Annotated in this window: 21 protein-coding genes; 9 read left to right on the top strand and 12 right to left on the bottom strand. The window is 69.9% G+C overall.

All coding sequences use genetic code 11. The annotated features are described in order from the left end of the window. The first annotated feature begins 48 nt into the window (after positions 1-48). The 4 genes from ACIQ6Y_RS33965 to ACIQ6Y_RS33950 all read left to right on the top strand — a co-directional run bounded on the left by ACIQ6Y_RS33965 (position 49) and on the right by ACIQ6Y_RS33950 (position 5,735). The gene (locus tag ACIQ6Y_RS33965; RefSeq protein ID WP_404045054.1) at positions 49-1,524 is read left to right on the top strand and encodes a xanthine dehydrogenase small subunit; all 1,476 of its coding nucleotides are present in this window, start codon (positions 49-51) and stop codon (positions 1,522-1,524) included. Continuing rightward, the gene (xdhB, locus tag ACIQ6Y_RS33960) at positions 1,521-3,917 is read left to right on the top strand and encodes a xanthine dehydrogenase molybdopterin binding subunit (protein WP_404045051.1); all 2,397 of its coding nucleotides are present in this window, start codon (positions 1,521-1,523) and stop codon (positions 3,915-3,917) included. The genes ACIQ6Y_RS33965 and xdhB overlap by 4 nt, the downstream gene beginning before the upstream one ends. Before the next feature lies 1 nt (position 3,918). Continuing rightward, positions 3,919-4,719, top strand: coding sequence for a xanthine dehydrogenase accessory protein XdhC (gene xdhC / locus ACIQ6Y_RS33955; protein WP_404045048.1), 801 nt, complete (start codon positions 3,919-3,921; stop codon positions 4,717-4,719). Positions 4,720-4,901: 182 nt separating this feature from the next. Further along, entirely contained in the window at positions 4,902-5,735 is an 834-nt protein-coding gene (locus ACIQ6Y_RS33950) for a PIG-L family deacetylase (RefSeq protein WP_404045046.1), read from the top strand. 46 nt (positions 5,736-5,781) lie between these two features. Here ACIQ6Y_RS33950 and ACIQ6Y_RS33945 read toward each other — a convergent pair whose 3' ends face one another. From ACIQ6Y_RS33945 to ACIQ6Y_RS33930, 4 genes are all read right to left on the bottom strand, one after another. Continuing rightward, entirely contained in the window at positions 5,782-6,339 is a 558-nt protein-coding gene (locus ACIQ6Y_RS33945) for a hypothetical protein (protein WP_404045043.1), read from the bottom strand. Positions 6,340-6,454: 115 nt separating this feature from the next. Next, entirely contained in the window at positions 6,455-7,960 is a 1,506-nt protein-coding gene (locus tag ACIQ6Y_RS33940) for an alpha/beta hydrolase domain-containing protein (RefSeq protein WP_404045138.1), read from the bottom strand. A gap of 223 nt (positions 7,961-8,183) precedes the next feature. Beyond that, positions 8,184-9,485 carry an RICIN domain-containing protein gene (locus ACIQ6Y_RS33935; RefSeq protein WP_404045135.1) on the bottom strand — a complete coding sequence of 434 codons (1,302 nt, stop codon included), beginning with the start codon at positions 9,483-9,485 and terminating at the stop codon, positions 8,184-8,186. A 100-nt stretch (positions 9,486-9,585) separates the two neighbouring features. Continuing rightward, positions 9,586-11,016 (bottom strand): endo-1,4-beta-xylanase, encoded by a 1,431-nt coding sequence (locus ACIQ6Y_RS33930; RefSeq protein ID WP_404045041.1) that lies wholly within the window; start codon positions 11,014-11,016, stop codon positions 9,586-9,588. Between the two features lie 511 nt (positions 11,017-11,527). Between ACIQ6Y_RS33930 and ACIQ6Y_RS33925 the strand changes: the two genes are divergently transcribed. Continuing rightward, entirely contained in the window at positions 11,528-12,994 is a 1,467-nt protein-coding gene (locus ACIQ6Y_RS33925) for a non-reducing end alpha-L-arabinofuranosidase family hydrolase (RefSeq protein WP_404045039.1), read from the top strand. Positions 12,995-13,098: 104 nt separating this feature from the next. Here ACIQ6Y_RS33925 and ACIQ6Y_RS33920 read toward each other — a convergent pair whose 3' ends face one another. After that, the gene (locus ACIQ6Y_RS33920) at positions 13,099-13,830 is read right to left on the bottom strand and encodes a CHAT domain-containing protein (RefSeq protein WP_404045037.1); all 732 of its coding nucleotides are present in this window, start codon (positions 13,828-13,830) and stop codon (positions 13,099-13,101) included. A gap of 104 nt (positions 13,831-13,934) precedes the next feature. Here ACIQ6Y_RS33920 and ACIQ6Y_RS33915 point away from each other — a divergent pair, with 104 nt between their 5' ends. Then, positions 13,935-14,336 (top strand): hypothetical protein, encoded by a 402-nt coding sequence (locus ACIQ6Y_RS33915; protein ID WP_404045035.1) that lies wholly within the window; start codon positions 13,935-13,937, stop codon positions 14,334-14,336. Between the two features lie 122 nt (positions 14,337-14,458). Here ACIQ6Y_RS33915 and ACIQ6Y_RS33910 read toward each other — a convergent pair whose 3' ends face one another. Both ACIQ6Y_RS33910 and ACIQ6Y_RS33905 read right to left on the bottom strand, forming a co-directional pair. Next, entirely contained in the window at positions 14,459-15,124 is a 666-nt protein-coding gene (locus ACIQ6Y_RS33910; protein ID WP_404045033.1) for an MSMEG_1061 family FMN-dependent PPOX-type flavoprotein, read from the bottom strand. Positions 15,125-15,250: 126 nt separating this feature from the next. Beyond that, positions 15,251-16,117 carry a GyrI-like domain-containing protein gene (locus ACIQ6Y_RS33905; protein WP_404045132.1) on the bottom strand — a complete coding sequence of 289 codons (867 nt, stop codon included), beginning with the start codon at positions 16,115-16,117 and terminating at the stop codon, positions 15,251-15,253. Positions 16,118-16,235: 118 nt separating this feature from the next. Between ACIQ6Y_RS33905 and ACIQ6Y_RS33900 the strand changes: the two genes are divergently transcribed. After that, a complete protein-coding gene (locus ACIQ6Y_RS33900; RefSeq protein WP_404045030.1) occupies positions 16,236-17,039 on the top strand; it encodes a phytanoyl-CoA dioxygenase family protein in 804 nt (267 codons plus the stop codon). A 46-nt stretch (positions 17,040-17,085) separates the two neighbouring features. Here ACIQ6Y_RS33900 and ACIQ6Y_RS33895 read toward each other — a convergent pair whose 3' ends face one another. From ACIQ6Y_RS33895 to ACIQ6Y_RS33885, 3 genes are read right to left on the bottom strand one after another with little or no spacing between them, the layout of a single operon-like run. Further along, complete coding sequence (locus ACIQ6Y_RS33895; RefSeq protein WP_404045027.1) at positions 17,086-17,820, bottom strand: SOS response-associated peptidase; 735 nt, start codon at positions 17,818-17,820, stop codon at positions 17,086-17,088. Between the two features lie 24 nt (positions 17,821-17,844). Next, a complete protein-coding gene (locus tag ACIQ6Y_RS33890) occupies positions 17,845-19,461 on the bottom strand; it encodes a cation acetate symporter (RefSeq protein WP_404045025.1) in 1,617 nt (538 codons plus the stop codon). Next, positions 19,458-19,952, bottom strand: a complete 495-nt coding sequence (locus ACIQ6Y_RS33885) for a DUF485 domain-containing protein (RefSeq protein ID WP_404045022.1) — start codon at positions 19,950-19,952, stop codon at positions 19,458-19,460. Before ACIQ6Y_RS33885 ends, ACIQ6Y_RS33890 begins: the two co-directional genes overlap by 4 nt. A 345-nt stretch (positions 19,953-20,297) precedes the next feature. Here ACIQ6Y_RS33885 and ACIQ6Y_RS33880 point away from each other — a divergent pair, with 345 nt between their 5' ends. Together ACIQ6Y_RS33880 and ACIQ6Y_RS33875 are read left to right on the top strand one after the other, a co-directional pair. Continuing rightward, the gene (locus ACIQ6Y_RS33880; protein WP_404045019.1) at positions 20,298-21,305 is read left to right on the top strand and encodes an NADP-dependent oxidoreductase; all 1,008 of its coding nucleotides are present in this window, start codon (positions 20,298-20,300) and stop codon (positions 21,303-21,305) included. After that, positions 21,302-22,075 (top strand): SDR family NAD(P)-dependent oxidoreductase, encoded by a 774-nt coding sequence (locus ACIQ6Y_RS33875; RefSeq protein ID WP_404045016.1) that lies wholly within the window; start codon positions 21,302-21,304, stop codon positions 22,073-22,075. Before ACIQ6Y_RS33880 ends, ACIQ6Y_RS33875 begins: the two co-directional genes overlap by 4 nt. Before the next feature lie 864 nt (positions 22,076-22,939). On the opposite strand, the gene ACIQ6Y_RS33870 is transcribed toward ACIQ6Y_RS33875, so the two are convergent. Next, the gene (locus ACIQ6Y_RS33870; protein WP_404045014.1) at positions 22,940-23,731 is read right to left on the bottom strand and encodes a DUF5995 family protein; all 792 of its coding nucleotides are present in this window, start codon (positions 23,729-23,731) and stop codon (positions 22,940-22,942) included. Between the two features lie 858 nt (positions 23,732-24,589). Further along, complete coding sequence (locus ACIQ6Y_RS33865; protein WP_404045011.1) at positions 24,590-25,162, bottom strand: dihydrofolate reductase family protein; 573 nt, start codon at positions 25,160-25,162, stop codon at positions 24,590-24,592. Positions 25,163-25,191 lie beyond the last annotated feature (29 nt).

Raw genomic sequence — 25,191 nt, 5'->3', positions numbered from 1 at the left:
GGCGAACACACTGAATCGATCGACCGCGCGCCGAAACGAGGGCCCGTCATGGTAGCCGCGCGGATCACGGTCAACGGAGAAGAAGCACCGATCTCCCCGGCTGCGCCCCACACCACCGTGCTCGACTTCCTGCGCGAGCGGGGCCTCACCGGCACCAAGGAAGGCTGTGCCGAGGGCGAGTGCGGCGCCTGTTCGGTGCTCGTGGCGCGCCCCGGGGTGAACAAGCCCACCGACTGGGTGGCGGTCAACGCGTGCCTGGTCCCGGTCGCGGCGCTCGACGGTCAGGAGATCGTCACCGCAGAGGGGCTCGCCACCCAGGGCGAGCCGGGCACGGCCCCCACGCTGCACCCGGTGCAGGAGGAGATGGCGGTCCGCGGCGGTTCGCAGTGCGGCTACTGCACGCCGGGGTTCATCTGCAGCATGGCCTCCGAGTACTACCGGCCCGACCGCTGCGCGCACACGGAGGCCGACGCCGACGCGGACGGGCACACCGACGCCGAGCACGGTCCGAACGGATTCGACCTGCACGCGCTGAGCGGCAACCTGTGCCGCTGCACCGGCTACCGCCCCATCCGCGACGCCGCGTTCGCCGTAGGTGAGCCCGCCGAGGACGATCCGCTGGCGCAGCGTCGCGAGCAGTCGCCGCCCGAGCCGGCCGTCACCGAATACACCCAGGACGACAGCACGTTCCTGCGGCCGGGGACTCTGGCCGAGGTGCTGCAGGTGCTGCGCGAGCGGCCGGACGCGGTGCTGGTCGCCGGCAGCACCGACTGGGGTGTGGAGGTGAACATCCGCTCCCGCCGGGCGAGTTGTGTGGTCGCCATCGACCGGCTCCCCGAACTGCGCGAGCTGCGCGTCGAGTCCGATCACATCGAGATCGGGGCAGCGGTCACGCTCACCGAGATCGAGCGCCGCCTCGACGGCAGTGTTCCGCTGCTCGCCGAGCTGTTCCCGCAGTTCGCCTCCCGGCTCATCCGTAACGGTGCGACCCTCGGCGGCAACCTGGGTACCGGCTCCCCGATCGGTGACAGCCCGCCGGTGCTGCTCGCGCTGGAGGCGTCGCTGGTCCTCGCCGACGCCGACGGTGAGCGCGTGGTCCCGCTGGCGGAGTACTTCACCGGCTACCGGCAGAGCGTGCGCCGTCCCGGCGAGCTGATCCGCGCGGTGCGCATCCCGCTGCCGCTGTCGCCCGTCACGGCCTTCCACAAGATCGCCAAGCGGCGCTTCGACGACATCTCCAGCGTCGCCGTCGCGTTCGCGCTCGACATCGAGGACGGCATCGTCCGCAAGGCGCGCATCGGCCTGGGCGGCGTCGCCGCCACCCCGATCCGCGCCCTGGCCACCGAGGCGGCCCTGGAGGGCAAGCCGTGGTCGGCGGAGACCGTCGAGGCCGCGGCCCGGGTCCTGCGGGGCGAGGGCACGCCGATGGACGACCATCGCGCCAGCTCCCTCTACCGTTCCGCGATGCTCGGCCAGAGCCTGCTGAAGCTGCACGCACAGACCCCCGAGGCGGTGTCGTCATGAGTCATCTGTCCGAGCGCCCCGAGAAGCCCGTAGTCGGCGTCTCGATGCCGCACGAGAGCGCCTTCCAGCACGTCACCGGCACGGCGCTCTACACCGACGACCTGGTCCAGCGCACCAAGGACGTGCTGCACGCCTACCCGGTCCAGGTCATGAAGGCCCACGGCCGGATCACCGCGCTCAACACCGAGCCCGCGCTCGCCGTGCCCGGTGTGGTGCGTGTCCTGACCAAGGACGACGTGCCGGGCGTCAACGACGCGGGCATGAAGCACGACGAGCCGCTCTTCCCCGACGAGGTCATGTTCTACGGCCACGCGGTCGCCTGGGTACTCGGCGAGACCCTGGAGGCGGCCCGGCTCGGTGCGGCGGCCGTCGAGGTGGAGCTCGAGGAACTGCCGTCCCTGGTCACACTGCAGGACGCGATGGAGGCGGGCAGCTATCACGGCGCCCAGCCCCTGATGGTGCACGGCGACATCGACGCCGGCTTCGCCGACTCCGCGCACGTGTTCACCGGCGAGTTCCAGTTCGCCGGCCAGGAGCACTTCTACCTCGAGACGCACGCGGCGCTGGCCCAGATCGACGAGAACGGGCAGGTGTTCATCCAGAGCAGCACCCAGCACCCCTCGGAGACCCAGGAAATCGTCTCGCACGTGCTCGGTGTGCCCGCACACGAGGTGACCGTGCAGTGCCTGCGGATGGGCGGCGGCTTCGGCGGCAAGGAGATGCAGCCGCACGGGTTCGCGGCCGTCGCCGCGCTCGGCGCGAAGCTGACCGGCCGGCCGGTCAGGTTCCGGCTCAACCGGACGCAGGACCTGACCATGTCCGGCAAGCGCCACGGCTTCCACGCCAAGTGGAAGATCGGCTTCGACGCGGACGGCCGTATCCAGGCCCTGGACGCCACCCTGGTGGCCGACGGCGGCTGGAGCCTGGACCTGTCCGAGCCGGTGCTGGCCCGGGCGCTGTGTCACATCGACAACACGTACTGGATCCCCAACGCGCGCGTCGCCGGCCGTATCGCCAAGACCCACACGGTCTCCAACACCGCCTTCCGCGGCTTCGGCGGCCCGCAGGGCATGCTGGTGATCGAGGACATCCTCGGCCGCTGCGCTCCGCAGCTCGGTCTGGACCCCATGCAGCTGCGGGAGCGCAACTTCTACCAGCCGGGCCAGGGCCAGACGACGCCGTACGGGCAGCCGGTCACACAGGCCGAGCGGATCTCCACCGTCTGGCAGCAGGTGCAGGACGACGCCGGTATCGCCGACCGCAAGCGTGAGATCGCGGCCTTCAACGCCGCGCACCCGCACACCAAGCGGGCGCTTGCGATCACCGGCATCAAGTTCGGCATCTCGTTCAACCTCACCGCCTTCAACCAGGGTGGCGCGCTCGTGCTGATCTACAAGGACGGCTCCGTCCTGATCAACCACGGCGGCACCGAGATGGGCCAGGGCCTGCACACCAAGATGATGCAGGTGGCCGCGACCACGCTGGGCATCCCGCTGCACAAGGTCCGCCTCGCCCCGACGCGTACCGACAAGGTGCCCAACACCTCTGCCACGGCAGCCAGTTCGGGGGCGGACCTCAACGGCGGGGCGATCAAGAACGCCTGTGAGCAGCTGCGCGAGCGCCTGCTGCAGGTGGCCTCCACGCAACTGGGTGCGAACGCCTCGGACGTACGCATCGTCGAGGGTGTCGCGCGCGCCCTGGGCAGCGACAAGGAGCTGGCCTGGGACGACCTGGTGCGCACCGCGTACTTCCAGCGGGTCCAGCTGTCGGCGGCCGGGTTCTACCGGACCGAGGGGCTGCACTGGGACGCGAAGTCGTTCCGGGGCTCGCCGTTCAAGTACTTCGCCCATGGTGCCGCGGCCACCGAGGTGGAGGTCGACGGCTTCACCGGCGCGTACCGCATCCGGCGGGTGGACATCGTGCACGACGTCGGCGACAGCCTGTCCCCGATGATCGACATCGGTCAGGTCGAGGGCGGCTTCGTGCAGGGCGCGGGCTGGCTGACGCTGGAGGACCTGCGCTGGGACACCAGCGACGGCCCGAACCGCGGCCGGCTGCAGACCCAGGCGGCGAGCACGTACAAGCTGCCGAGCTTCTCGGAGATGCCCGAGGAGTTCAACGTCACGCTGCTCGAGAACGCCTCCGAAGAGGGCGCGGTGTACGGGTCCAAGGCGGTGGGCGAGCCTCCGCTGATGCTGGCGTTCTCGGTGCGCGAGGCGCTGCGGCAGGCCGCGGCCGCGTTCGGGCCGAGCGGGGTCAGCGTCGATCTGGCCTCGCCCGCGACGCCGGAGGCGGTGTTCTGGGCGATCCAGGCCGCTCGCGAAAGCGATGCCTCGCGGGCCGGCGAGGCCGACGAGGTCCGCGGCGACGCCGAAGTGCTGAGCGGTGCCTGACATGACGTGGATCGCCGCGGTCGCACGGTTGCGGGCACGCCGGGAGTCCGGCGTGCTGGTGACCGTCGCGACCGTGCGCGGTCACGCCCCGCGTGACGCCGGCGCGAAACTCGTCGTCGGGCAGACCCGGACATGGGGCTCGATCGGCGGCGGCAACGTCGAGGCCGTCGCCATCGACCGGGCCCGGGAGATGATCGCCGCGTCCGAGCAAAAGCCGGAACTGATGGACTTCGCCCTGAACGACAAGGTGACCAACCAGCACGGCGTGCAGTGCTGCGGCGGCACGGTCTCGGTCCTGCTCGAACCGCTCCCGGTGGTCCGCGCAGTGGCCATCTTCGGCGTCGGGCACGTCGGCCTGGAACTGGCGCGCATCCTGGCGCGCCAGGACCTCGACCTCCATCTGATCGACAGCCGTGCCGACATCCTCACCGAGGACCGGCTCGGCGTGCTGTCGGACGCGGTCGCGCAGGTGCACGTGCATCACACGCCCCTGCTCCCGGAGGAGGTGCTGGAGGACCTGCCGCCCGGCACCCACGTCCTGATCATGACCCATGACCACGCCGAGGACGCCGCCCTGTGCGACGCCGCCCTGCGCACCGACCACCTCGGCTCCATCGGGCTGATCGGCTCGGCGGCCAAGTGGACGCGGTTCCGCAAGCGCCTGTCCACCGAGGGCGGCCACGACGACGCCACCATCGACCGGATCAAGACCCCGATCGGACTGCCCGACATCACCGGCAAGGAACCGGCGACGATCGCGGTGAGCGTCGCTGCGGATCTGCTGCGCGCTTTTGAAGACTGAGGGGCGGACGGATGACGTAGCACTTCCTTCGACACTCCTCGGACCCAGCTGCCCACCCTCTCCGACGTCGTCACCGGGGTGCGTCCGGTCATCCGGCATGCGGTATCGGATGATGGGTGGCGGCTTGTGTGCCGGCCGCGGTCTTCAGGCCGGGGCTGTTCCGTCGAGGAGGACTGTCTTTTATGAATGACCGGCCGCTGACGTTGATGGCTGTACACGCTCACCCCGATGACGAGGCCACGGGAACAGGTGGTGTCCTCGCGCGGTATGCCGCGGAGGGCGTCCGCACGGTTCTCGTGACCTGCACCGACGGCGGCTGCGGTGACGGACCGGGGGGTGTCAAGCCGGGCGATCCCGGGCACGACCCGTCGGCCGTCGCCTCGATGCGGCGTCGCGAACTCGAGGCGAGCTGCGACATCCTGAAGATCAGTCACCTGGAGATGCTGGACTACGCCGACTCCGGGATGATGGGCTGGCCGGCCAATGACGCCCCCGGCTCCTTCTGGCGGACGCCCGTGGAGGAGGGCGCCGCGCGGCTCGCGGAACTCATGCGGCGCTACGAGCCCGACGTCGTCGTCACGTACGACGAGAACGGCTTCTACGGTCACCCCGACCACATCCAGGCCAACCGCATCACGATGGCGGCGCTGGCGATGACCGAGCTGACGCCGAAGGTGTACTGGACGACGGCGCCCCGCTCGATGATGCAGCGGTTCGGGGAGGTCATGCGCGAGTTCGGCGCGGAGCTCCCGGAGCCGGACTCCGCCGAGGCCGCCGCCATGGCCGAGATCGGGCTGCCCGACGACGAGATCACCACCTGGGTGGACACCACGGCGTTCGGCGGCCAGAAGTTCGATGCCCTGGCCGCGCACGCCAGTCAGGGCGAGAACATCTTCTTCCTTCAGATGGGCCCGGAGAGGTTCACCGAGTTGATGGGCGTCGAGACCTTCGTACGCGTCCAGGACACCACCGGCGCGGCCGTGCCTGAGAACGACCTGTTCGCCGGACTGCGCTGACCGGCCCACCCGGAGGTGAGCGGGGACCGGGTACAGACCCGGCCGCTCACCGGGGCTGTGTCCGGTCCGCTGCGTCGATGTCGCGGCCCAGTGCCAGGGCCTGCGCCGCGGCTCGTCGCAGCGCGCGTCGGGTGATCCAGCGGTTGCTCCCGCCGGCCAGGCACGTCACGGCGCGGCCCACCCATTCCGGGTCGCCGAGGAGGTGCGGCCTTCCCTCGTCGATGAGCTGCCGCAGCAGGTACTCCAGCCGGAGGACGTCCACCGCCCGGTAGGGGCGCGCGTGCTGGTCGAAGCGCAGCTGGTGGGCTTCGTAGGGGTGGCGCAGCGTCATGTGCAGCCAGCCGCCGTCGCGCCGGGCGACCGTTCCCTTGAGCGTGTACACGCCCCGGGTGTTGGTGTTCCAGGAGTGCTTGCCCCAGGTGATCCAGATGCCGGTCATGAGTCTGGACCACCCGATCAACTGTCCTGGGGAGTCCGGCCCGTGCTGGTAGAGCCCGTCGGGGCGGAACTGCACCCAGTGGGTGTCCGGACGCGTGGCGTCCCCAACTCCCCAATGACCGCTGCACAGTTCCAGCGGTCCCAGAAATGCACCGTCTGCCACCATGCGGTCATTGAATCACGCGTTCTGTGAACCTTTGTGCTGCCGTGTGCGGCCCCACGCCGCGGCCAGGAAGCCGTGGCGCGGGGCCGTAACGGGACGGCGAGACGGTTGCGTTCGGTCAGCTGCCGATGGCCGAGTCCTGGGCGGCGGAGACGATCGCCGCCGCGTCCTCCGGCAGCAGGTATCCGGCGTCGACGGACGTCTGCGCCGCCGTGCGTACCTTGTTCACATAGTCGGCGTGGGTCGGGTAGAGCCGGCTGAGCACCGGTTCCGCGGTGTCCGGGTAGGACGGGTCGGACGGGTCGCCGTCGTCGTGCCGGTCCCAGGCGTCGGCATCGCCGTTCCAGGGGTCCCGGGCGCCGTACAGGCCGCAGAAGACGCCGCTGTCGGTGGTGTCGCGGCTGCCGGTGAGCGTACGGGTGGGCACTGTGACGTCCGGCAGGCGGACACCGCCGGTGGCCAGGCCGGTGGCCGCATCGCGCAGGACGGTGCTCAGCGGCTGACCGCTAGGCGGCCGCGGACCGCCCCGCGCCCAGCCGGCCAGGTGGCGCAGCGCCGCGTTCATCGACCAGTGGCCGGGGCCGTCGTTGAAGGGGGCCGAACCTGCGGCGCAGTCGGGCGACGGCGCGGCTGCGCCTGCCGACTTCTGCACGGTCGGGTTGCCGAGGTCGAAGGCCCACTGGTCGCCGTGCGCGGTGCCGGCCAGCTCCCAGTGCACGACGCTGTCGGTGTCGGGCTGCCGGGCTGCCGCGGCGCCCGGCACATCGGTCTCGGTGAGCACGACGAACGTCGGCACCGACAGGTCCGTCCTGATCCGGGACGGGTTCGGCATCAGCAGGGTGTCGGCGAGCCGGCCGCTGATCGGGGCGGCGACCGCGCTGTTGCTGTGCACCATGAAGCCGTCGTAGACCCTGGACACCGGCTGGACGGCGTTGACGTACGTCGTCATGAAGCCCGCCGACTGCGACTCGCCGTCGGCGAGCAGTGTCCGCACCGGGAGCCCGCCGAGCGGGTCGGGCCCGTTCGGGGTGCGCAGCGCCTGGCCCGCCTGGGAGAAGATGTCGTAGGCGAAGGCGTCGCCGGGGTGGACCAGGCTGCCGTACCGCGCCGGGTCCCAGCCTTTCAGGCCCTTGATCTCGCCCCGCCCGCCGTTGACCCCGACGGCCTGCGCCGAGACACCGACCCAGGCGTAGCCCTCGCGCAGCAACTCCTCCCGCTCGAACCAGTAGTCCGGGGACAGGTCGAGCTGGCCGCTGACGTTGAGCCACTCCACGACGACCGTGCCGTTGAACGCCGCCGGGTCGGCGGGGCGCCGCACCAGCAGACGGCTCTTGTACGCGGCGCTGCCGGACGCGCGCACGGCCCAGCGGCCGTCCGAAGTCCACAGGCCGGACTTGGCGTACGACGTTGCGGTGCCCGAGATGAAGTACTCGCTCTCGGTGTAGCCGAACGAGCCGAGGTCCTCGGCCGCGGCGAGGAACGGGAAGCCGTGACTGCCGGCGGGCGGGACCGTGACCGTGGGGCTCGCGGCTGCGGCGGCGGACGGGGTGCCGATCAGGGCGCCGCAGAGCAGCGCCCCCAGCACGGTGGCGGTGACGGACCGCCGGGATAACCGATCAAGCATGCGCACGGGTTGCCTCCGTGAATGCGTCTCCCAATGGGTCGAGACCGCAGTCTTGAGGCACCGTGGCGGGCTGCCATCGGCGAATCCACCGGTGTCGACGGAGCGGTCACCGCAGAACCGTTCTGTGCCAGGGCGGCCGTCAAGTTGCCCGAGGCGTTTTTGGGACAGCCATCGACGGAGTGGAGCCAGGCTTGTCCTGGCTCCACTCCGCGGTGCGGGCTTGTCACTGGAACTGTGCGAAGAACCTCCAGATCTCCGCCTTGGTCCAGGTGGTGACGCCGCTTTCGCCGGAGGAGCCGTCGACCGGACCGGGGATGTGGTCTCCGTCGAACGCGGCCCACTGGACCGGGTATCCGGCACGGCAGCCCGAGTAGGTGGTGGTGATGTGCGTTCGGCTGCCCGGCGCGGGCTCGCGCGGGCTCTGCGGGGTGCAGCCGTTGTTGCTGACGAACCTGTCGCGCAGGGACCGTCCTTGCGCGATGTTGAGCACGGAGTCGCTGATGCCGTGGATCCCGAAGTAGGCGATGGGCTGGGTGCCGCCGCTGCATCCGCTGATCTGGGCGCCGGACATGACCGCCACGGCCCTGAAGACGTTGGCCCGGCTGCACGCGAGCGCGTAGCTCATGCCACCGCCCCAGCTGAATCCTGTGGCGAAACGCTGTGCCGGGTTGACACAGAGGCCGCCCTCGATGCGCCGGATCATGTCGTCGACGAAGGTGATGTCCTCACCGCCGGAGTTGGCCCAGCCGTTGCCGAGGCCCTGGGGGGCGACGAGGATCGCGGTGTTGTTCGACTGTTCCTGTTGGCCGTAGTAGGACCAGGCGGTCCCGCTCGTGCCGCCCGAGGCGACGTCGCCGGCGGTTCCGCCCCGCCAGTGGAACGCGAAGATCAGCCGGTAGCGGTGGCTGCTGTCGTAGTTGGCGGGAACCCTGAGGATGAAGCTGCGGCTCTTGCCGCCGCTCTGAATCGTGTGCGTACCGCTCGCCAGAGTCGGTGCGCTGCCGCATCCGCCGCCGCCACCGGACGACAGCTTGACCAACTGCCACTGCTGGTTGGCGCCGCCCCAGTCGGTGTACTGGACGACGTTGCCGCCGTCGGCGGTGGAGGCGCCCTGCACCTCCACCGCCTTGCCACTGTTGCGGTTGATCAGCCGGACGTGGCCCGCGTCGGAGTCGGCCAGGCGGAACTGCTGGTTGGCCCCGTTGTGGTCGGCCCACTGCTGGATCGCGGCACCGTCTGCGGTCGAGGCGCCGGCCACGTCGAGAACCTTGTCCGAATGCCGGGCCTTGAGGCGGTAGAACCCGTCGCCGGAGTCCACGAACTGCCACTGCTGGTTGGCTCCGTCGTTGCGCGTCCACTGGCCGATCCGCGCGCCGTCGGCGGTGGACGCGCCGGAGACGTCCAGCGCCTTTCCGCTGTTGCGGTTGACCAGCACGTACCAGGCGCTGGTGTCCACCGTCGCCGCTTGGGCGGGCGTCGGATTCACCGCGGCGAGCATGCCGATCGCGAGCGCCGCCGCCACCACGGCGGCGACCCGGGACCACCAGCGATGTTTTCGTGGAGGGGCGGGAGGAGCCGCACCGTAGGTCTTCATCGACTCACCCTTTCCTTCGTGGCAGGTCCCATCAGGTGCGGGTCCACCGCTGGTTGCTGCCGCTCGAGCAGGAGTAGAGCTGGATCAGGGTGCCGTTGGCGGTGCCGGCTCCCACGGCGTCGAGGCAGAGGCCGGACTGGACGCCGACGATGGATCCGTCGGAGTTGAGGCGCCACTTCTGGTTGTCGCCGCCCCAGCAGCTGTAGATCTGGACCTTGCTGCCGTTGCCCGTGCCGGCGGCGTCCAGGCACTTGTTGCCGTAGACCTTGAGCTCGCCGGCGGAGGTGTACGTCCATTGCTGGTTGGTTCCGCTGTTGCAGTCCCACAGCTGGAGCTGGGTGCCGTCGGTGGTGCTGGAGTTGGGCACGTCGAGGCAACGGCCGGAACCGACGCCCTTGATCTGTCCGCCGTCCGAAGGGGGCGTGGTGGAGCCGCCGTTGAGTGCGTTGAGGACCGCGGTGTAGGCGGGCTTCTTGCTGCCGTCGTTGTTGAACAGCAGCGGCGTGTCACTGGCCCGCCAGGAGTCGCTGTCGCGCACGCCCCAGACGGTGATGCCGAGGCAGCGCGAGACGGCCAGGCAGTCGTTGGTCACGGCGGCGTAGGTCGAGGACGAGGCGCCCTGGATGTCGAGCTCGGTGATGGCCACGTCGACGCCGAGGGCGGCGAAGCTCTGCAGAGTGGTGCGGAAGTTGCTGTTGTACGGGCTGCCGCTGTTGAAGTGCGACTGGAAGCCGACGCAGTCGATCGGCACGCCGCGCTGCTTGAAGTCCCGGACCATGTTGTACACGCCCTGCGTCTTGGCCCAGGTCCAGTTCTCGATGTTGTAGTCGTTGTAGCAGAGCTTGGCGGCCGGGTCGGCGGCACGCGCGGTGCGGAAGGCGACCTCGATCCAGTCGTTGCCGGTGCGCTGCAGGTTGGAGTCGCGCCGGGCTCCCGAACTGCCGTCGGCGAAGGCCTCGTTCACGACGTCCCACTGGGCGATCTTGCCCTTGTAGTGGCCCATCACGCCGTTGATGTGGTCGATCATCGCCTGGCGCAGCGTGCTGCCGCTGAGGCTCTGCATCCAGCCGGGCTGCTGGGAGTGCCAGGCCAGCGTGTGACCGCGCACCCGCTTGCCGTTCTGCACCGCCCAGTTGTAGACGCGGTCGCCGGCGGTGAAGTTGAACTGGCCCCGCTGCGGTTCGGTGGCGTCGATCTTCATCTCGTTCTCGGCCGTCACCATGTTGAACTCACGGTTCGCGATCGACGTGTACGTCGAGTCGCCCAGCCTGCCCGAGGCGATGGCGGTGCCGAAGTAGCGGCCGCTCTGCGCCGCTGCGGCGCCGAGCGTGCTCTCGGCGGCGTGTGCGGGCGGCGGTGCGGCCAGTGCGGTGGCCGCACCGAGGGCGCCGACGACCAGCGCCAGCAGCGGGCCGCGGATCTTCCGCTGGACAACGGCTCTGGGAAGGGCGTACGAGCCCATGACTGTGCCTCCAAGGTAGGAATCACGGAAACTCAAGCGCTGGGGGAAAGCGTCGTCCGCTCCCACTCGGCAGACGGAGTGGCGGGCCGGAGCCCGGGCGGCCGTCGCGCGGCTCTGTGGTGCGGCTTGTGCGGGAATCTGCCGTGTGTGCACATTCAGAGCAACCGATCGTTCGATATCTCGAACCATGGCCGGTTTCTCAGACGGGATGATTGAGGAATTGACGGTGGATCGTCAATACTCCTCACAGAAGAAGTTTCGACTTCGTGTCCGAAATATTTCGAGGAAGGGGGCTACTCGCTTGACTTCCCGCCGCCCTCAATCCCGCCCAAATGCACGCGCCACGACGAAAGATCGGCCACAGGCCTTGACCGAAGACTCCTGCATTCCTAGCTTGTGGCGTCGAACCATGCGGGAATTCTTCGAAACATTCGAGCCCCGTTTCCCCGTCACCCGCACGTCGTCCGGTTGCCGGGGACACCTCGCCCCCGCCCCCAAAGGAGGCCCCCTGATGCGGTTCCGCCACCCGTCCCTGATCCGACCGAGAGGCTTACTCGCCGTTCTCGCGCCCTTGCTCCTCCTGGCCACCTTCCTCGGTGCCCAGCCCGCCGCCGCGGCGACCGTGGATCCCAACGCCTCGTATGTGCTGGTCAACCGCAACAGCGGTAAGGCCCTGGACGTCTACAACCTGGCGACCAACGACGGCGCGCGCATCACCCAGTGGACCAGGAACGATCAGAGCCAGCAGCAGTGGCAGTTCGTCGACGCCGGCGGCGGTTACTACCGCATCAAGTCCCGTCTCTCCGGCAAGGTGCTGGACGTCCAGAACGGGTCCACCGCCAACGGCGCCCCGATCGTCCAGTGGACCGACCTGAACGCCACCAACCAGCAGTGGCGGCTCGCCGACAGCTCGGGTGGCTATGTGAGGCTGATCGCCCGCCACAGCAACAAGGCCCTCGAGGTGCAGGGCGGCTCCACCGCCGACAACGCGAACATCGTCCAGTACGACGACTGGGGTGGCAGCAACCAGCAGTGGCAGCTCGTCCAGGTCGGCGCCGGCAACCCCGGCACGTGCGATCTTCCGTCGGCATACCGCTGGTCATCGACGGGCGCGCTGGCGCAGCCCAAGTCGGGGTGGGTCTCGCTCAAGGACTTCACCGTCGTCCCCTACAACGGCAAGCAGCTCGTCTACGCGACGACGCACGACACCGGGACGAGCTGGGGTTCGATGAACTTCGGGCTGTTCACCAACTGGTCGGAGATGGCCTCGGCCAGCCAGAACACGATGTCGAGTTCCACCGTCGCGCCCACACTCTTCTACTTCGCGCCGAAGAACATCTGGGTGCTCGCCTACCAGTGGGGCGGGACCGCCTTCTCCTACCGGACGTCGAGCGACCCCACCAACCCGAACGGCTGGTCAGCCCCGAAGGAGCTCTTCTCCGGAAGCATCACCGGCTCCGGGACAGGACCCATCGACCAGACGCTCATCGCCGACGGGACGAACATGTACCTGTTCTTCGCCGGTGACAACGGCAAGATCTACCGGGCCAGCATGCCGATCGGGAACTTCCCGGGCAGCTTCGGCTCGTCGTACACGACGATCATGAGCGACACGACGAACAACCTGTTCGAAGCCCCGCAGGTCTACAAGCTGCAGGGCCAGAACCGCTACCTCATGATCGTCGAGGCGATCGGCTCGCAGGGCCGCTACTTCCGCTCGTTCACGGCCACCAGCCTCAACGGCTCATGGACACCCCAGGCCGCGACCGAGAGCAACCCCTTCGCCGGCAAGGCCAACAGTGGCGCCACCTGGACCAACGACATCAGCCATGGCGAACTGATCCGCACCAGCCCCGATCAGACCATGACCGTCGACCCCTGCAATCTGCAGTTGCTCTACCAGGGGCGCAGCCCCAACTCCGGCGGCGACTACGGCCTCCTGCCCTACCGTCCGGGTCTGCTGACACTGCAGCGTTGACAGCGTGACACGGGTCCGGCTCCGGTACGGAGTCGGCGTGGCGGGCTCGGCGCAATGCCGAGCCCGCCCGGGTCACGCGACAACGTCAGCGCTGCACCCGTCCGTCAGGGCCCGGCGTGCGCCTGACACGCCCACAGGCTGGGAGTGCGCGGGTAGGCGTCACGCAGGGCCCGTACGGCCTGATGCAGCGCCTCGGCCGTGCGGGCGACGTCAAGGGTGCCGTCACCGGCATCCAGGGCCGCGTAGACGCCACGCGCGACCTCGGCGCCGATGACGTCGTCGACGTGCCACAGCGAGCCGACCACATGGGGGAACCCGGCGATCTGGAAGGCGCTGACAATGTGTACGGCCTCGTCGGCGAGCTCAGGACTGGTGCGCAGGGTGTCGCAGGCCGACAGGTAGGCGAGACGCACCGACGGCAGTCGCAGCCGGGCCAGATCCCGTACGGTCAGCGGGTGTTGGAGGTGGTCGTGCAGGACGAGCCGGCTGCCGGAGGGGCGGTCCGGGGCGCCGAGGGCGTGGCAGGCGAAGTGCACGTGGGCGTTGTCATGCAGGGTGGCGACGACGGCGGAGTGGGTGGCGCGGGCGTCCGCCAGCAGCGTGACGCCGGGCAGGGCGCCGGCCAGTTGCTCGGCCTCCCGATGGGCGCCCGGCAGCGGGCTCTGGCCCGCGGCCTGCGCGACGCTGACGACAAGGCTGCCGCGTCCCGCCGGCCGGGCCAGGCGCCGACGGGCATGGTCCAGGGCCCGCAGTGTCGGGGTGTAGGAGGACACGACCCGGTCCAGGGCGCCGGGAGCGCCGTCGGGCTGAGCCGCGTGCAGGGGCAGCGTGCACACTGACCGTCCCCAGCGCCCTCCTTGCCCGGATCGAGGCCCTCACCGAGGCCCGCGACCGGGTCGCGCCCCGTGAGCCGGTCCGTCCCACCTGGTACGGCGACCGGATGCAGGCCGCCGCCGACCGCGTGGAGATGGTCTACGGCCTCGACCTCGCCGCGCTCTGGCCCCGCCTGTGGCTCATCCTCCCCGAGACGGGCGTACGACAGATCCAGTCGGCCCGCGACTCCTTCGCCGGAGCTGCTCGCCTCGCGGCCTGGGCCGTCGGTTACGCCGTACTCGCCTGCTGGTGGTGGCCCTCCGCCCTGGCCGCCCTCGGCTGCGCAGCCGTCGCCCGCTCCCGCGCCCGTACCGCCCTCGACGCACTTGCGAGCCTGGTCGAGGCCGCCGTCGATGTCCACGGCCGCGAACTGGCCACCAAAATCGGGCTGCTTCCTCCAGAGGCCCCGGGCCGGCTGGTCCCCGACACCGGGGACGGGATGTCGGAACTGTTCAGAAAAGCGGAGTGAGACCTACGCGCCGTACCGACCACCGTTTCCGTACTGAGAACCTCCAACGGGATGACGTTCGAGCCGTGTTCGCCCAGCACCACGTCCGGGCGGCTCCGGGGCCGGGCCGCGTCAGCCCGTATTCACTCGTAACGCAGGCGCAGTGACTCCCGTTCGGCCTCCTCGATCTGGTCGACGGTCAGGCCCGGCAGGTTCAGCTGGGCCAGCGTCACCTCGGCGCTGGTCGGCTGGGCGTCAGCAGGCACCCACCGCTCCGGTTGCCAGGCGTTGGCGCGCATCAGCGACTTCGGGCAATGCGGGTAGACCTGCTCGACCTGCACCACAATCGCCGTGACCGGCGGTTTTCCGACGGGAGTGAGTTGGGCGAGCAGCTCCGGGCGCGCCGAGACGCAGGCGCGGCCATTGACGCGCAGGGTGGTCGGGCGGCCGGGGATGAGGAAGAGCAGGCCGACGCGTCCGGTCTGCAGCACGTTGTGCAGGGTGTCGAGCCGCTTGTTGCCGGTCGCGTCCGGGATCACCAAGGTCCGTTCGTCCAGCACCGAGACGAACCCGGCCGGGCCGCCACGCGGCGTCACGTCCGCCCGGCCCTCGGCGTCCGCGCTGCCGATGAACACCAGCGAGGAACAGCCGATCAGCGCCCGGGTTTCCTCGGTCAGGTGGTCGATCTCCTTGCGGAGCGCGTTCGGGTTCGGCTCCGGGTAGAACTCGCGCAGCTGCTCCGGGCTGGTGAGGGCGTCCGCCCGGAGGGCTTCGAAGAGCAAGCCGGCGGCCCCAGTGTCGATCATCATACGGATGACCCTAGAAGACGACCGAGGCAGTGCGCGGGTGAGTGCGTGATCTCGTCCGCGTTGCCCGGTCGCTACTCCTCGGCGCAGTCGGAACAACGTGGCGGTGGCCAGGGAAGGGTCCCAGTATCAGTCGGCCTGCCGTTCCACCGGCAGCCACAGCTCGGCGTCCGCCTCGCTGCCGTCCGCCGACATCCGCGTACGAAGGATCTCCGGGCCGGGACGGTTCCGGTACGGGTTCGACGGGAACCACTCGGTGAACACATCCCGCCACAGTGCCTGGATCGCTTCCGGTGCCGGCCCCGAGGTGGTGAAGACGGCCCAGGTCCCGGCCGGTACGGGCAGCGTGGCCATGCCCTCGGGTGCGGACGCGGAGGTGACGACCCCGTGGTAGTAGTCGAGGTCGGTACCCTCCGCCCGGCTGGGATCGAGGTTGTCGCAGACTGCGAGGATGCCGTGCGGCTCCTGGTCGGACAGCTTCTCCAGCAGCTGGCTTGCCTCGTTGCCGATTCCGCGGACGAAGTCGATGATCACCTGGTTCGGGCCCGAGTGCACGAGCGGGACGCGGGCCTTGGCCCCGACGACCTTGAACTGCGGTTTGTGCACGACGCGGTAGCGCATGCTGCTGCTTCCGTCGACGATGAGGCGGAAGGTCATCCGGGGCTGGGAGCTGAGCGTCGCGCCGGTGCGCCGCGCCTCGCCGGGCCCGACGCCGTGCACCGCGCGGAACGCCCGCGCGAATGCCTCGCCCGAGCCGTATCCGTACCGCACCGCGATCTCCAGCAGCGTCCGGTCACCGGCCAGTACCTCCGCGCCCGCGACGGTCAGCCGCCGGCGCCTGATGTACTCCGAGAGCGGCATCCCCGCGAGCGCCGAGAACATCCGCCGCAGGTGGTACTCCGAAGTGGCCGCGACCCGCGCCAACTCGCCTACGTCGACGGAGCTGTCGAGCTGCCGCTCGATGTGCTCCATGGCCTGATTGAGCCGCTCCAGCACGCTCGCCTCCAAGATCCCGGCCATCGATTCAATCAGGCGCGGCCGGCACGCCGCACCCGAGAAAAGCGGTGCGGCAAGTGTCGGGTGACCGGGACGGGCGGCGCCGCACGATTCAGGCATGGACGACACGACCTTGGTATCCCGCTTTCTGCGCGACGGCTTCGTCAAGCTGGAGGGCGCCGTCGCGCCCCGCGTGGCCGCGAGCTGCGCGCGGCTGCTGTGGCGGGAGACGGGCTGCGACCCGGACGACCCGCAGACGTGGACGCAGCCCGTGCACTGGGTCGGCGGGATGGCGCAGGGACCGTTCGCCGCCGCACCCAACTCCCCGGCCCTGCACCGGGCGTACGACCTGCTGGCCGGCGCCGGGCGCTGGGAGCCGCGCTACTCGCTCGGCACCTTCCCGCTGCGCTTCCCGCACGAGGAGGAGCCCGGTGACGCGGGCTGGCACATCGAGGGCAGCTATGCGGTCGAGGGCGAGACCTGGCCCTTCACCAATCTCCGCTCACGCGGCCGGGCCCTGCTGATGCTCTTTCTGTTCAGCGAGGTGGGGGAGGAGGACGCCCCGACCCGGATCCGGGTCGGCTCCCATCTCGACGTGCCGAAGGTGCTGGAGCCGTACGGGGAGGAGGGCGCGAGCGGCCTGGCCATCGCGCCGGACCTGGTAGCGGCATCCGCCCACCGGCCGCTCGCCCTCGCCACCGGTTCCCCGGGTGACGTCTTCCTGTGCCATCCGTTCCTCGTTCACGCGGCACAGCCGCACCATGGGGTGCGGCCGCGCTTCATGGCCCAGCCGCCGCTGATGCCGGCCGCGCCGTACGAACTGGAGCGGGCCGACGGCGCGTACTCACCCGTGGAGATCGCGATCCGCCGGGGCCTGGGACAGGCCACCTCCGGTCCCGACGGGGAGGAGGGCCCGCGGTGACAGGTCACGCGTCGGCGTAACTGCCCCCAACCGGCTACCGGCGAGTTCAGGTGGCCGTGTCGAGGAGGTGGGGGCCGTTGTTGCGGACGTCGTTGACCGCCGTGGAGACCGGCCGGGCGTTGAGCTTGCCGTCCGCGGGCCGGGTGAGCAGGGCGCGGAGGTCTTCCGTGTCGTGGTGGTGGGGGTCGAGCCAGGCGTCGTAGTGGCTGGGGGTGAGGGCGAGGGGCATGCGGGGGTGTACGCGGCCGGCTTCGTCGGTGGCTTCGGTGGTGATGATCGTGCAGGTGATCAGCCAGGCATCGGGGTCGTCGTGGCTGGTGACGTCGGGGTTGCGCCAGTACTCGTACAGGCCTGCCATGGCCATCACCTGGCCGTCGGCGGGGTGGATGAAGTACGGCTGTTTGCGGGTCTTGCCTGATCTCTCGTCCTTCACCGGCTCCCACTCGTAGAAGCCGTCGGCCGGCAGCAGGCAGCGGCGTTCGGCGAAGGCGCGCCGGTAGGCGGGCTTCTCGTGCACGGTCTCGACCCGGGCGTTGATCATCCTGGAGCCGACCTTCGGGTCCTTCGCCCACGACGGCACCAGGCCCCACCTGAGCGCCCGTAGCTCACGGCGCACTTCGTCACTGCCGTCCCGGGAGACGCGCTGCAGGACCGCGTAGACCTGATCGGTCGGCGCGACGTTCCAGCTGGGCGCGAGCGTCTCGTCGGGACGCCAGTCGGTGACGTGGAAGAGACTGGTGAGGTTCTGGGGACTGCGGGTGGACGTGTAACGGCCGCACATACCGCCACTGTGCCACGACCGTCGTCACTCGGCCGCGGCGAGCAGACGCGCCTCGTTCTCCTCGTACGACTGCCGGCTCTCCCGGCTGTCGGCGGCCCGGAGCCGGTGGTCCAGACGGCTGCCCAGCCAGCCCGCCAGGTAACCGAACGGGATGGAGACCAGTCCGGTGGACTGCATGGGGAACCAGTGGAAGTCGGCGTTCGGGAAGACGGCGGACGGCGTGCCCGAGACCGCCTCGGAGAAGACCATCAACACCAGCGCGCAGGCCGTACCGCCGTAGAGGGTGGCGAGCAGGCCGGTGCGCGTGAATCCTCGCCAGAAGAGGGAGTAGGTCAGCGCGGGAGCCACCGCGGATGCTCCGATGCAGATGGCCGCAGTGGTCAACACGCCGACGTCCCAGTTCTGGACCAGGGTGGCGAGTGCGATGGCCACGGTTCCCACGGCCACGCTCGTCCACACCGCAACCGTCATCTCCGTACGCGGCTCCGCCTGCCCTCGCCGCGCCGCATGGGCGAACAGGTCGTGGGCGAGCGACGAAGCCGCGGCCAGGGTCATTCCCGCCACCGAGGACAGCAGGGTGATGAACACCATGCCCGCCACGGCCGAGTAGAGAACCGCCGTGCCCGCGGAGTCGGGGCCCCCGCCGAGCGCCTGCGGCAGCATCAGCACCGACGTCCTGCCCTGCGGGTCGGCGGCGATGATGTTCTGTGAGCCCACCAGCGCCGCCGCGCCCGTGCCCATGACGATCACGAGCAGGCAGAACGTGGTGACCGTACCGACCGCCCAGGACATGGAGCGACGTACGGCGGGCACGTCCTGCGCGGAGTACAGACGCATGGTGATGTGCGGCAGGCAGGCCACGCCGAGGATGATGGTGAGCTGGAGCCCGGCGAAATCCAGCCGGTCGCCGGCCGAGGTGCCCAGCTGCAGGCCCTGCTCGAGGAAGGCGGGGCCCGCGCCGCTGCCGTGCTGGGCCGCTCTGAGCAGGGCCCCCGGGCTCCAGTCGAAGCGGTTGAGGACCAGGGCGGCGACGACGCAGCTGGTGCCGAGCAGGATGACGATCTTGATCATCTGGATGAGTGCGGTTCCCCGCATACCGCCGAGCGCCGCGTAGAGAATCATCAGGCTGCCGACCATGACGATGCACGCCGTCCTGGCGCCCACTCCGTGCGGGATGTCCAGGATGAAGGTGAGCAGCGACCCGGCCCCGGAGAGCTGCACGACGAGGAAGGGCAGTGTCGCCGCCAGCGTCACCACGCTGGCTGCGATCCGCACCGCCCGCCCGGGCATGTTGCGGGCCAGGACGTCGCCCATGGTGAAACTGCCGGTGTTCCGCAGGGGTTCGGCCGCCAGGAACATCAGCAGCACCAGCGACAGGGCGGTGCTGACCGCGAGGACGTAGCCGTCGTATCCGGCGAGCGCGATGATGCCCGTGGTGCTGAGCACCGTGGCTGCCGAGATGTAGTCGCCCGCGATGGCCAGGCCGTTCTTGAACGGGGTGAGCGAGCGGTAGCCGGTGTAGAAGTCCGTGAGGTCGTCGCGGTCCGGTCCCGCCATCACGCACATCAGCAGCGTGACGGTGACCAGGGCGGCGAAGAGGACGAGGACGGTTGCCTGCGTCCCCGAGCTGAAGTTGTTCATCTCGCCACCCCCGCGTGCCGGCCGGCCGCCCGCTCTCTGACGATGCGGGCCAACGGGTCCACCGAGCGTTGAGCGCTGCGTCCGTACCAGGAGACCGCCCCGAAGGTGACGACGAGCTGCAGGACCCCGAGGGACATGCCCAGGCTCAGCTCCCCGATGATCTTGGATCCCATCAGATCCGGTGCGTAGCAGGACAGCAGCACGTACACCACGAAGGAACCGAGCGCGGTGAGCGTGGAGACGCGGCGCAGCACTTGGTAGGCCGAGCGGAGGGCGGCGAGGTCGGTGCTGGTGGGCTGGGGCTCGTGCGCGTGCGGTGCCGGCTGGGGGGCTTGCCCGTACCAGTCGTACGGAACGTCGCCGTACCCGGACTGGAGGGGGACCTGCTGCGGATCCCGCCCGTACGGCTCGTATCGAGGGGCGCGGCCGTAGGGCTCGGTCCGCGCTTGCGGCCACTGCGGCGGGTACCGCTGGTCGTCGGGGTATGTCATCGGGTGGCCTTCCGGTGCGGCTCGGCTCCGTGGGGGTGGGGCGAGGGGAGTGGGGCGGCGGTGGTGTGTGCGCGAGGGGGGAGTGGTGCGGCGGCGGTGGTGGTGGCGAGGGGGGAGTGGTGCGGCGCCCGCGCACGTTACCGACTGGTGGGTATGCCTGCTAAGCCCGTCGGGCATCACGTTTTGAGCTCGACGTTGCAACCGAAAGGTGGCGTCGGGTGATGGTTCGACACCGCCGTGCATCGCGGGCACCCGGCCGGGGAGCGGCGTTGTGGCCGAGATCACAGCAGCAGACGTACCTACTGGTCGGTATGGTCGCGGGGAGCCGTGACGACAGGAGGCGCGATGTCTGCCACCAACCGCCAGATCCGTCTGGCAGCCCGCCCCGTGGGCGAGGTCGACCCCCATGACTGGGAGCACTGTACGGAGCCCGTCGACGAGCCGGGCCCGGGCCGGTTCGCGGGCCGTACCCGCGTCATCTCCCTGGACCCCGCGATGCGGGGCTGGCTGGACGACCGTCCCTCCTACCTGCCGCCGGTGGGCATCGGCGAGGTGATGCGCGCCGGATCGGTCATCGAGGTCACCGCGTCGAACCACCCCGACTTCCAGCCGGGTGATCACGTGGTCGGGACCTTCGGGGTCCAGGAGTACGTGGTCTCCGACGGCAAGGGCGCCATGAAGATCGACACCTCCCTCGCCCCGCCCTCGACCTACCTCGGCGCGCTGGGCATGCCTGGTATGACCGCCTACTTCGGCCTGCTGGACGTCGGAGCGTTGCAGGAGGGCGAGACCGTCGTGGTGTCCGGCGCGGCCGGCGCGGTCGGCACCATCGCGGGTCAGATCGCGAAGGCCAAGGGCTGCCGGGTCGTGGGCATCGCCGGCGGACCGGAGAAGTGCGCGCTGCTCACCGACGAACTGGGCTTCGACGCGGCGATCGACTACCGCACCGAGGACGTCCGCAAGGCGCTGCGACGACACGCCCCCGACGGCATCGACGTCTACTTCGACAACGTCGGAGGCGACATCCTCGACGCCGCCCTGACCCGGCTGGCGATGCACGCGCGCGTCGTGATCTGCGGTGCGATCAGCCAGTACAACAACGCCACTCCGGTCAAGGGCCCCTCGAACTACCTCTCGCTGCTGGTGCGCCGCGCTCGCATGGAGGGCTTCGTGGTCTTCGACTACGCCAAGCGGTACGGCGAGGCCGCCCAGGAGATCTCCGCCTGGATCGGTGCCGGTCGCATCAAGGTCAAGGAACACGTGGTGAGGGGAACCGTGGACGACTTCCCGGACACCTTGCAGATGCTCTTCCGCGGCGAGAACGTCGGCAAGCTCGTGCTGGAGCTGGCGTGACGGCCGCCGAGAGCGCGCTCGCGCTCCAGGACAAGGTGGCGATCGTCACCGGCGGTGCCAGCGGACTGGGCAGGGCCACGGCCCTGGCGCTGGCGAAGGCGGGGGCGCGCGTCGTGGTCGCCGACCTCGACGCACAGGGCGGCCGTGAGGTGGCCGAGATGGTCGACGGCCACTTCCGTGCCTGCGACGTCTCCGACCTCGAAGCCAACCTGGCACTGGTGGACTTCGCCCAGCAGCAGTGCGGCGGCGTCGACATCGCGTTCCTCAACGCGGGAGTGGCGACCGGATGCGGCCTCGGCGACGACTTCGACCTGGCGCGCTACCGCCGCGCGATGGGCGCCAACCTCGACGGCGTCGTCTTCGGCACCCATGCGGTGTTGCCCGCGTTGCGAGCCCGCGGCGGAGGAGCGATCGTGGCGACCGCCTCCCTGGCGGGCCTGGCGGCGGTGCCCCTGGATCCGCTGTATGCGGCCAACAAGCATGCGGTCGTGGGACTCGCACGCTCCCTGGGACCGGCTCTCGCGCGTGAGAACGTGCGCTTCAACGCCGTCTGCCCGGGGTTCGCCGAGTCGCGGATCATCGACCACCTGCGCGACATGCTCGCCGAGCAGGAACTGCCGATCATCCCGGCCGAAGTCGTCGCGGACACGGTGCTCCGGCTCGTCACCGGCGACGCCACCGGGGAGTGCTGGTTCATCCAGCCCGGACGCGATCCGGAGCCGTTCCGTTTCCGTCGCGTGCCTGGTCCGGGCGAGCCCGTCGGGGTCTGAGAAGGCCTACGGCAGTCCCTGCCGGCCACGCGCTGGCGGCTGTCCCGAACCCACGGGTCCGGGGCAGCCGAGGCTGTCTTCAGCTCAGGCAGGGACGTGCGCCAATGGTGAAGCCCCGCCGGTGTGTGGCGGGGCTTCGTGCGGAGGGCGGGTGAGCGGTCCGCGCTGTGCTCATCTCGGCTGGCGCGCGAGTCGGCGCCGGGAGGCGTGCGAGGTGTCAGCCGGTCATGCTGCTCATCTTCCGGACGGTCATGGAGTTGCACCTGGCCCCCACCGCCCGGGCCGGCGTCCAGCTCACGTCCGAGGGCATTGCGTCCGGGCGGGTCGTCGTCTCCCGACCGAACGAACCGAGGGTCTTCGGGCAGTCCGCGCCCGGTTGGTGGGGACGGACACCGAGGGCATCGTCAAGGAGGCATGCGTTGCTCTCGCATGCCCTTGGGTCGATTCAACGGTCAACCCGTACGCGGGCGAAAGGGCGGCCTGCCGGGCCGCGGCTGCGTGTGCCTGGTTCCTGCGCCCGTCCCCGGCAGCCGGCCCGGCTGACCCCACCCCGCCGCCCCCAGAGTCCGCCCCAGGCTGCCGATATCGAACGGCATCCGAATGCAGGTACCAGGTTCGTCCCCCGTTGTGTGACCGACGGCCTGGACTGGCTCAGGTCCGCTCGCCCAAGGCTCCAAGGGCGTCGCGGATCAGCTCGCCATCGACGCCGTCCCGAACGTCATCGGCCCACGGTTCCTGATCCTCCTGGAAGAGGGCAACGCCGCGTTGCAGTAGTTGGCCGCCGACTGGGGCCAGATCCGTGGTCGTGAGAGCCGTTTCGGCACGACTGTTGATCGTCCGGACGTCGTTTGGCAGCTGGTGGGATCAGTTGTGGCCGTCGGGTTGTTCGACCGGGGGCAGGACGGGAACGAGCAGTGCACGGCCGATGGTGGCGGTTGCAGTGGCGACGGTGGCGAGGGTGGCGTCGTAGGAAGGGCGCAGGCTGCGCTGGTGCCACAGGCTCTGGGCGGTTGCCCAGGCGCTGTCGCGGGCGCGGGCGATGCTGAAGGCGCCCAGGATGTGCTTCAGGGTTTCGGCGTCCTTGGTGGTGACCTTGATCAGCTCGGCTTCGAACGACGCGCGGATCTCTGCCTCAACCTTGGCGAGGAGTTCGTTGACGCGCAGATAGTCGGCGTAGACGGGTGCGGTGTCCGGGGTGGTGCCGCGTTCGGTGCAGGTGTCGATGACGGCGAGTGCGAGGTCGTGGTTGATGTGTGCGTTCATGCCGGCGAACGCGAACTGGATGGGCCAGATGGTGCGGTTGTTGCGTGCGTCGAACAGGGGCTGCCACGCTTCGTGGGTCTGCGAGTGGCCGTTGACGGCCTGGGCAGCGCCCAGGAGGGGCGCTGCCCAGTTGCCCGCCGCCGCGGGGCGCTTGGCTGCGGCGTCGACCGCGTCGAAGTACAACCCGGCGAAGATGACATCCATGCGTTCGATGAATGCCTGGTCCTCGAAGAAGCCCGCGACCAGGTTCTGACCGACGAGTTCCGTGACGCGCAGGTACATACGGTTGAAGCAGGCCACGCCATCGCGTGGATCCAGCTGCGCCTTGATGGCCTGCATCCGTTCGATGACCTCGTCGACACTGCCTACTGTCCGGGTCTGTGACTGAGTCATGCCTTGTGTTCCTTCCGGGAGGGCGGCCTGGGGTTCGCCCTCGAGTGAGAGCGTCCGCGCCGGGAGGATGCCGGTTCTCTCCCGGCCCGAAGCAGAGCTCCGTCGCCTCTCGCCCGATTGGCTGTTCGAAACCACTCGTGTGCCGCCCCAGGCGCCTGGGCGTGCCGGTCCGCGTGCCCGGAACCCCTCCGGGGCCCGTCCCCGCCGACCGGCCGGCAGGCTGTGGCCGAGCCGGCCCTACTCGCACCGGTGATTCCCTGTCTCCGCCCGCACCCCGGCGCAACGGGCCTCTCACCGGAGGGCTGCAGTCGGGGGTAGGTTGAGCGACCCATGCTTGAGGCCTGCGAAGTGCACAGAATGGGCAAGTGCACGGTGCGCGAGACCGAGATCCTGCCGTCGGAGTGCTCACCGGCCCGCGGCCGCTCCTAACACGCTGCTGGGCCGCTACGACTCCGACGGGCGGCTGCGCTGCGTCGGGCGCAGCACGCCCCTCCCGCAGTCTGCGGGCCGGGCGGCGGCCGCGCTCCTCGCTTCGGCCGCAGGCGGCCACCCTTGGACGGGCTGGTAGTTCTCCGCCGGGTGGGGCTCGCGCGAGCAGTTGCATGTCACGCGAGTGACGCCGGAGCGGGTGGTGGAGGTCGGCGTCGAGGTCGCCCGGGACGCTGCCGGGCGGTGGCGTCACCCGGCACGCTGACACCGCATGTCCGAACCGGTCACCTGCGACCTTGCCATCCGTTACGAAAGGACCGCGACCATCTACCTGGTCGGGCTCCACATCGATCCCAGGCTCGCCGAGCAGGGCCTTACGGCGAGTGCCGCGTCCGGCGAGGCGATAGCAGGACGAGGGCGGGAGTCCGGTCAGTGGACGACGTCGAAGTCCTGCTTCTGCAGACCGTTGGCGTAGACCTGGTGCTCGACGAGCTTCAGCTTCTGGGTGTCCTTGTCCGTGGCACTGAAGAGCCGCTTGCCCGCGCCGAGCAGGAGAGGGAAGACCAGCAGGTGGTAACGGTCGATCAGACCGGCGTCCGAAAGGGACTGGTTCAAGGCGGCGCTGCCGTGGAGGATGATAGGGCCGCCCTCGGTGTCCTTAAGCGTGGCGACGTCGTCGAGCGAACGCAGGATGGTCGTCTCGCCCCAGTTCGACGCCAGGTTGTCCTCGGTGAGGGTGGTGGAGACGACGTACTTCGGCATCACCTTGTAGTCGGCGAAGTCTGCCATGTCGGGCCATACCGGGCTGAATGCTTCGTAGCTGGTCCGGCCCATCAGCATCGCGGTGGCCTCCTTCTGCTCCCGGCCCTTGATGTCGAACGCCTCGGGGAGGAAATCGATGTCCTTGAAGGTCCATCCGGCGTTCCGGTAACCGGCCTCTCCGCCGGGGGCCTCCACGACGCCGTCGAGCGAGACGAAGGCAGTGCTGATCAGCGTGCGCATCTAGAAGGTTCCTCGGTGTCTTGTGTCCA

Origin of the sequence: Streptomyces sp. NPDC096205, assembly GCF_044763135.1 — a bacterium.
Taxonomy (GTDB): domain Bacteria; phylum Actinomycetota; class Actinomycetes; order Streptomycetales; family Streptomycetaceae; genus Streptomyces.
Note: the sequence above shows the minus strand (reverse complement) of the source record. Positions and strands in the feature narration are given on the sequence as shown.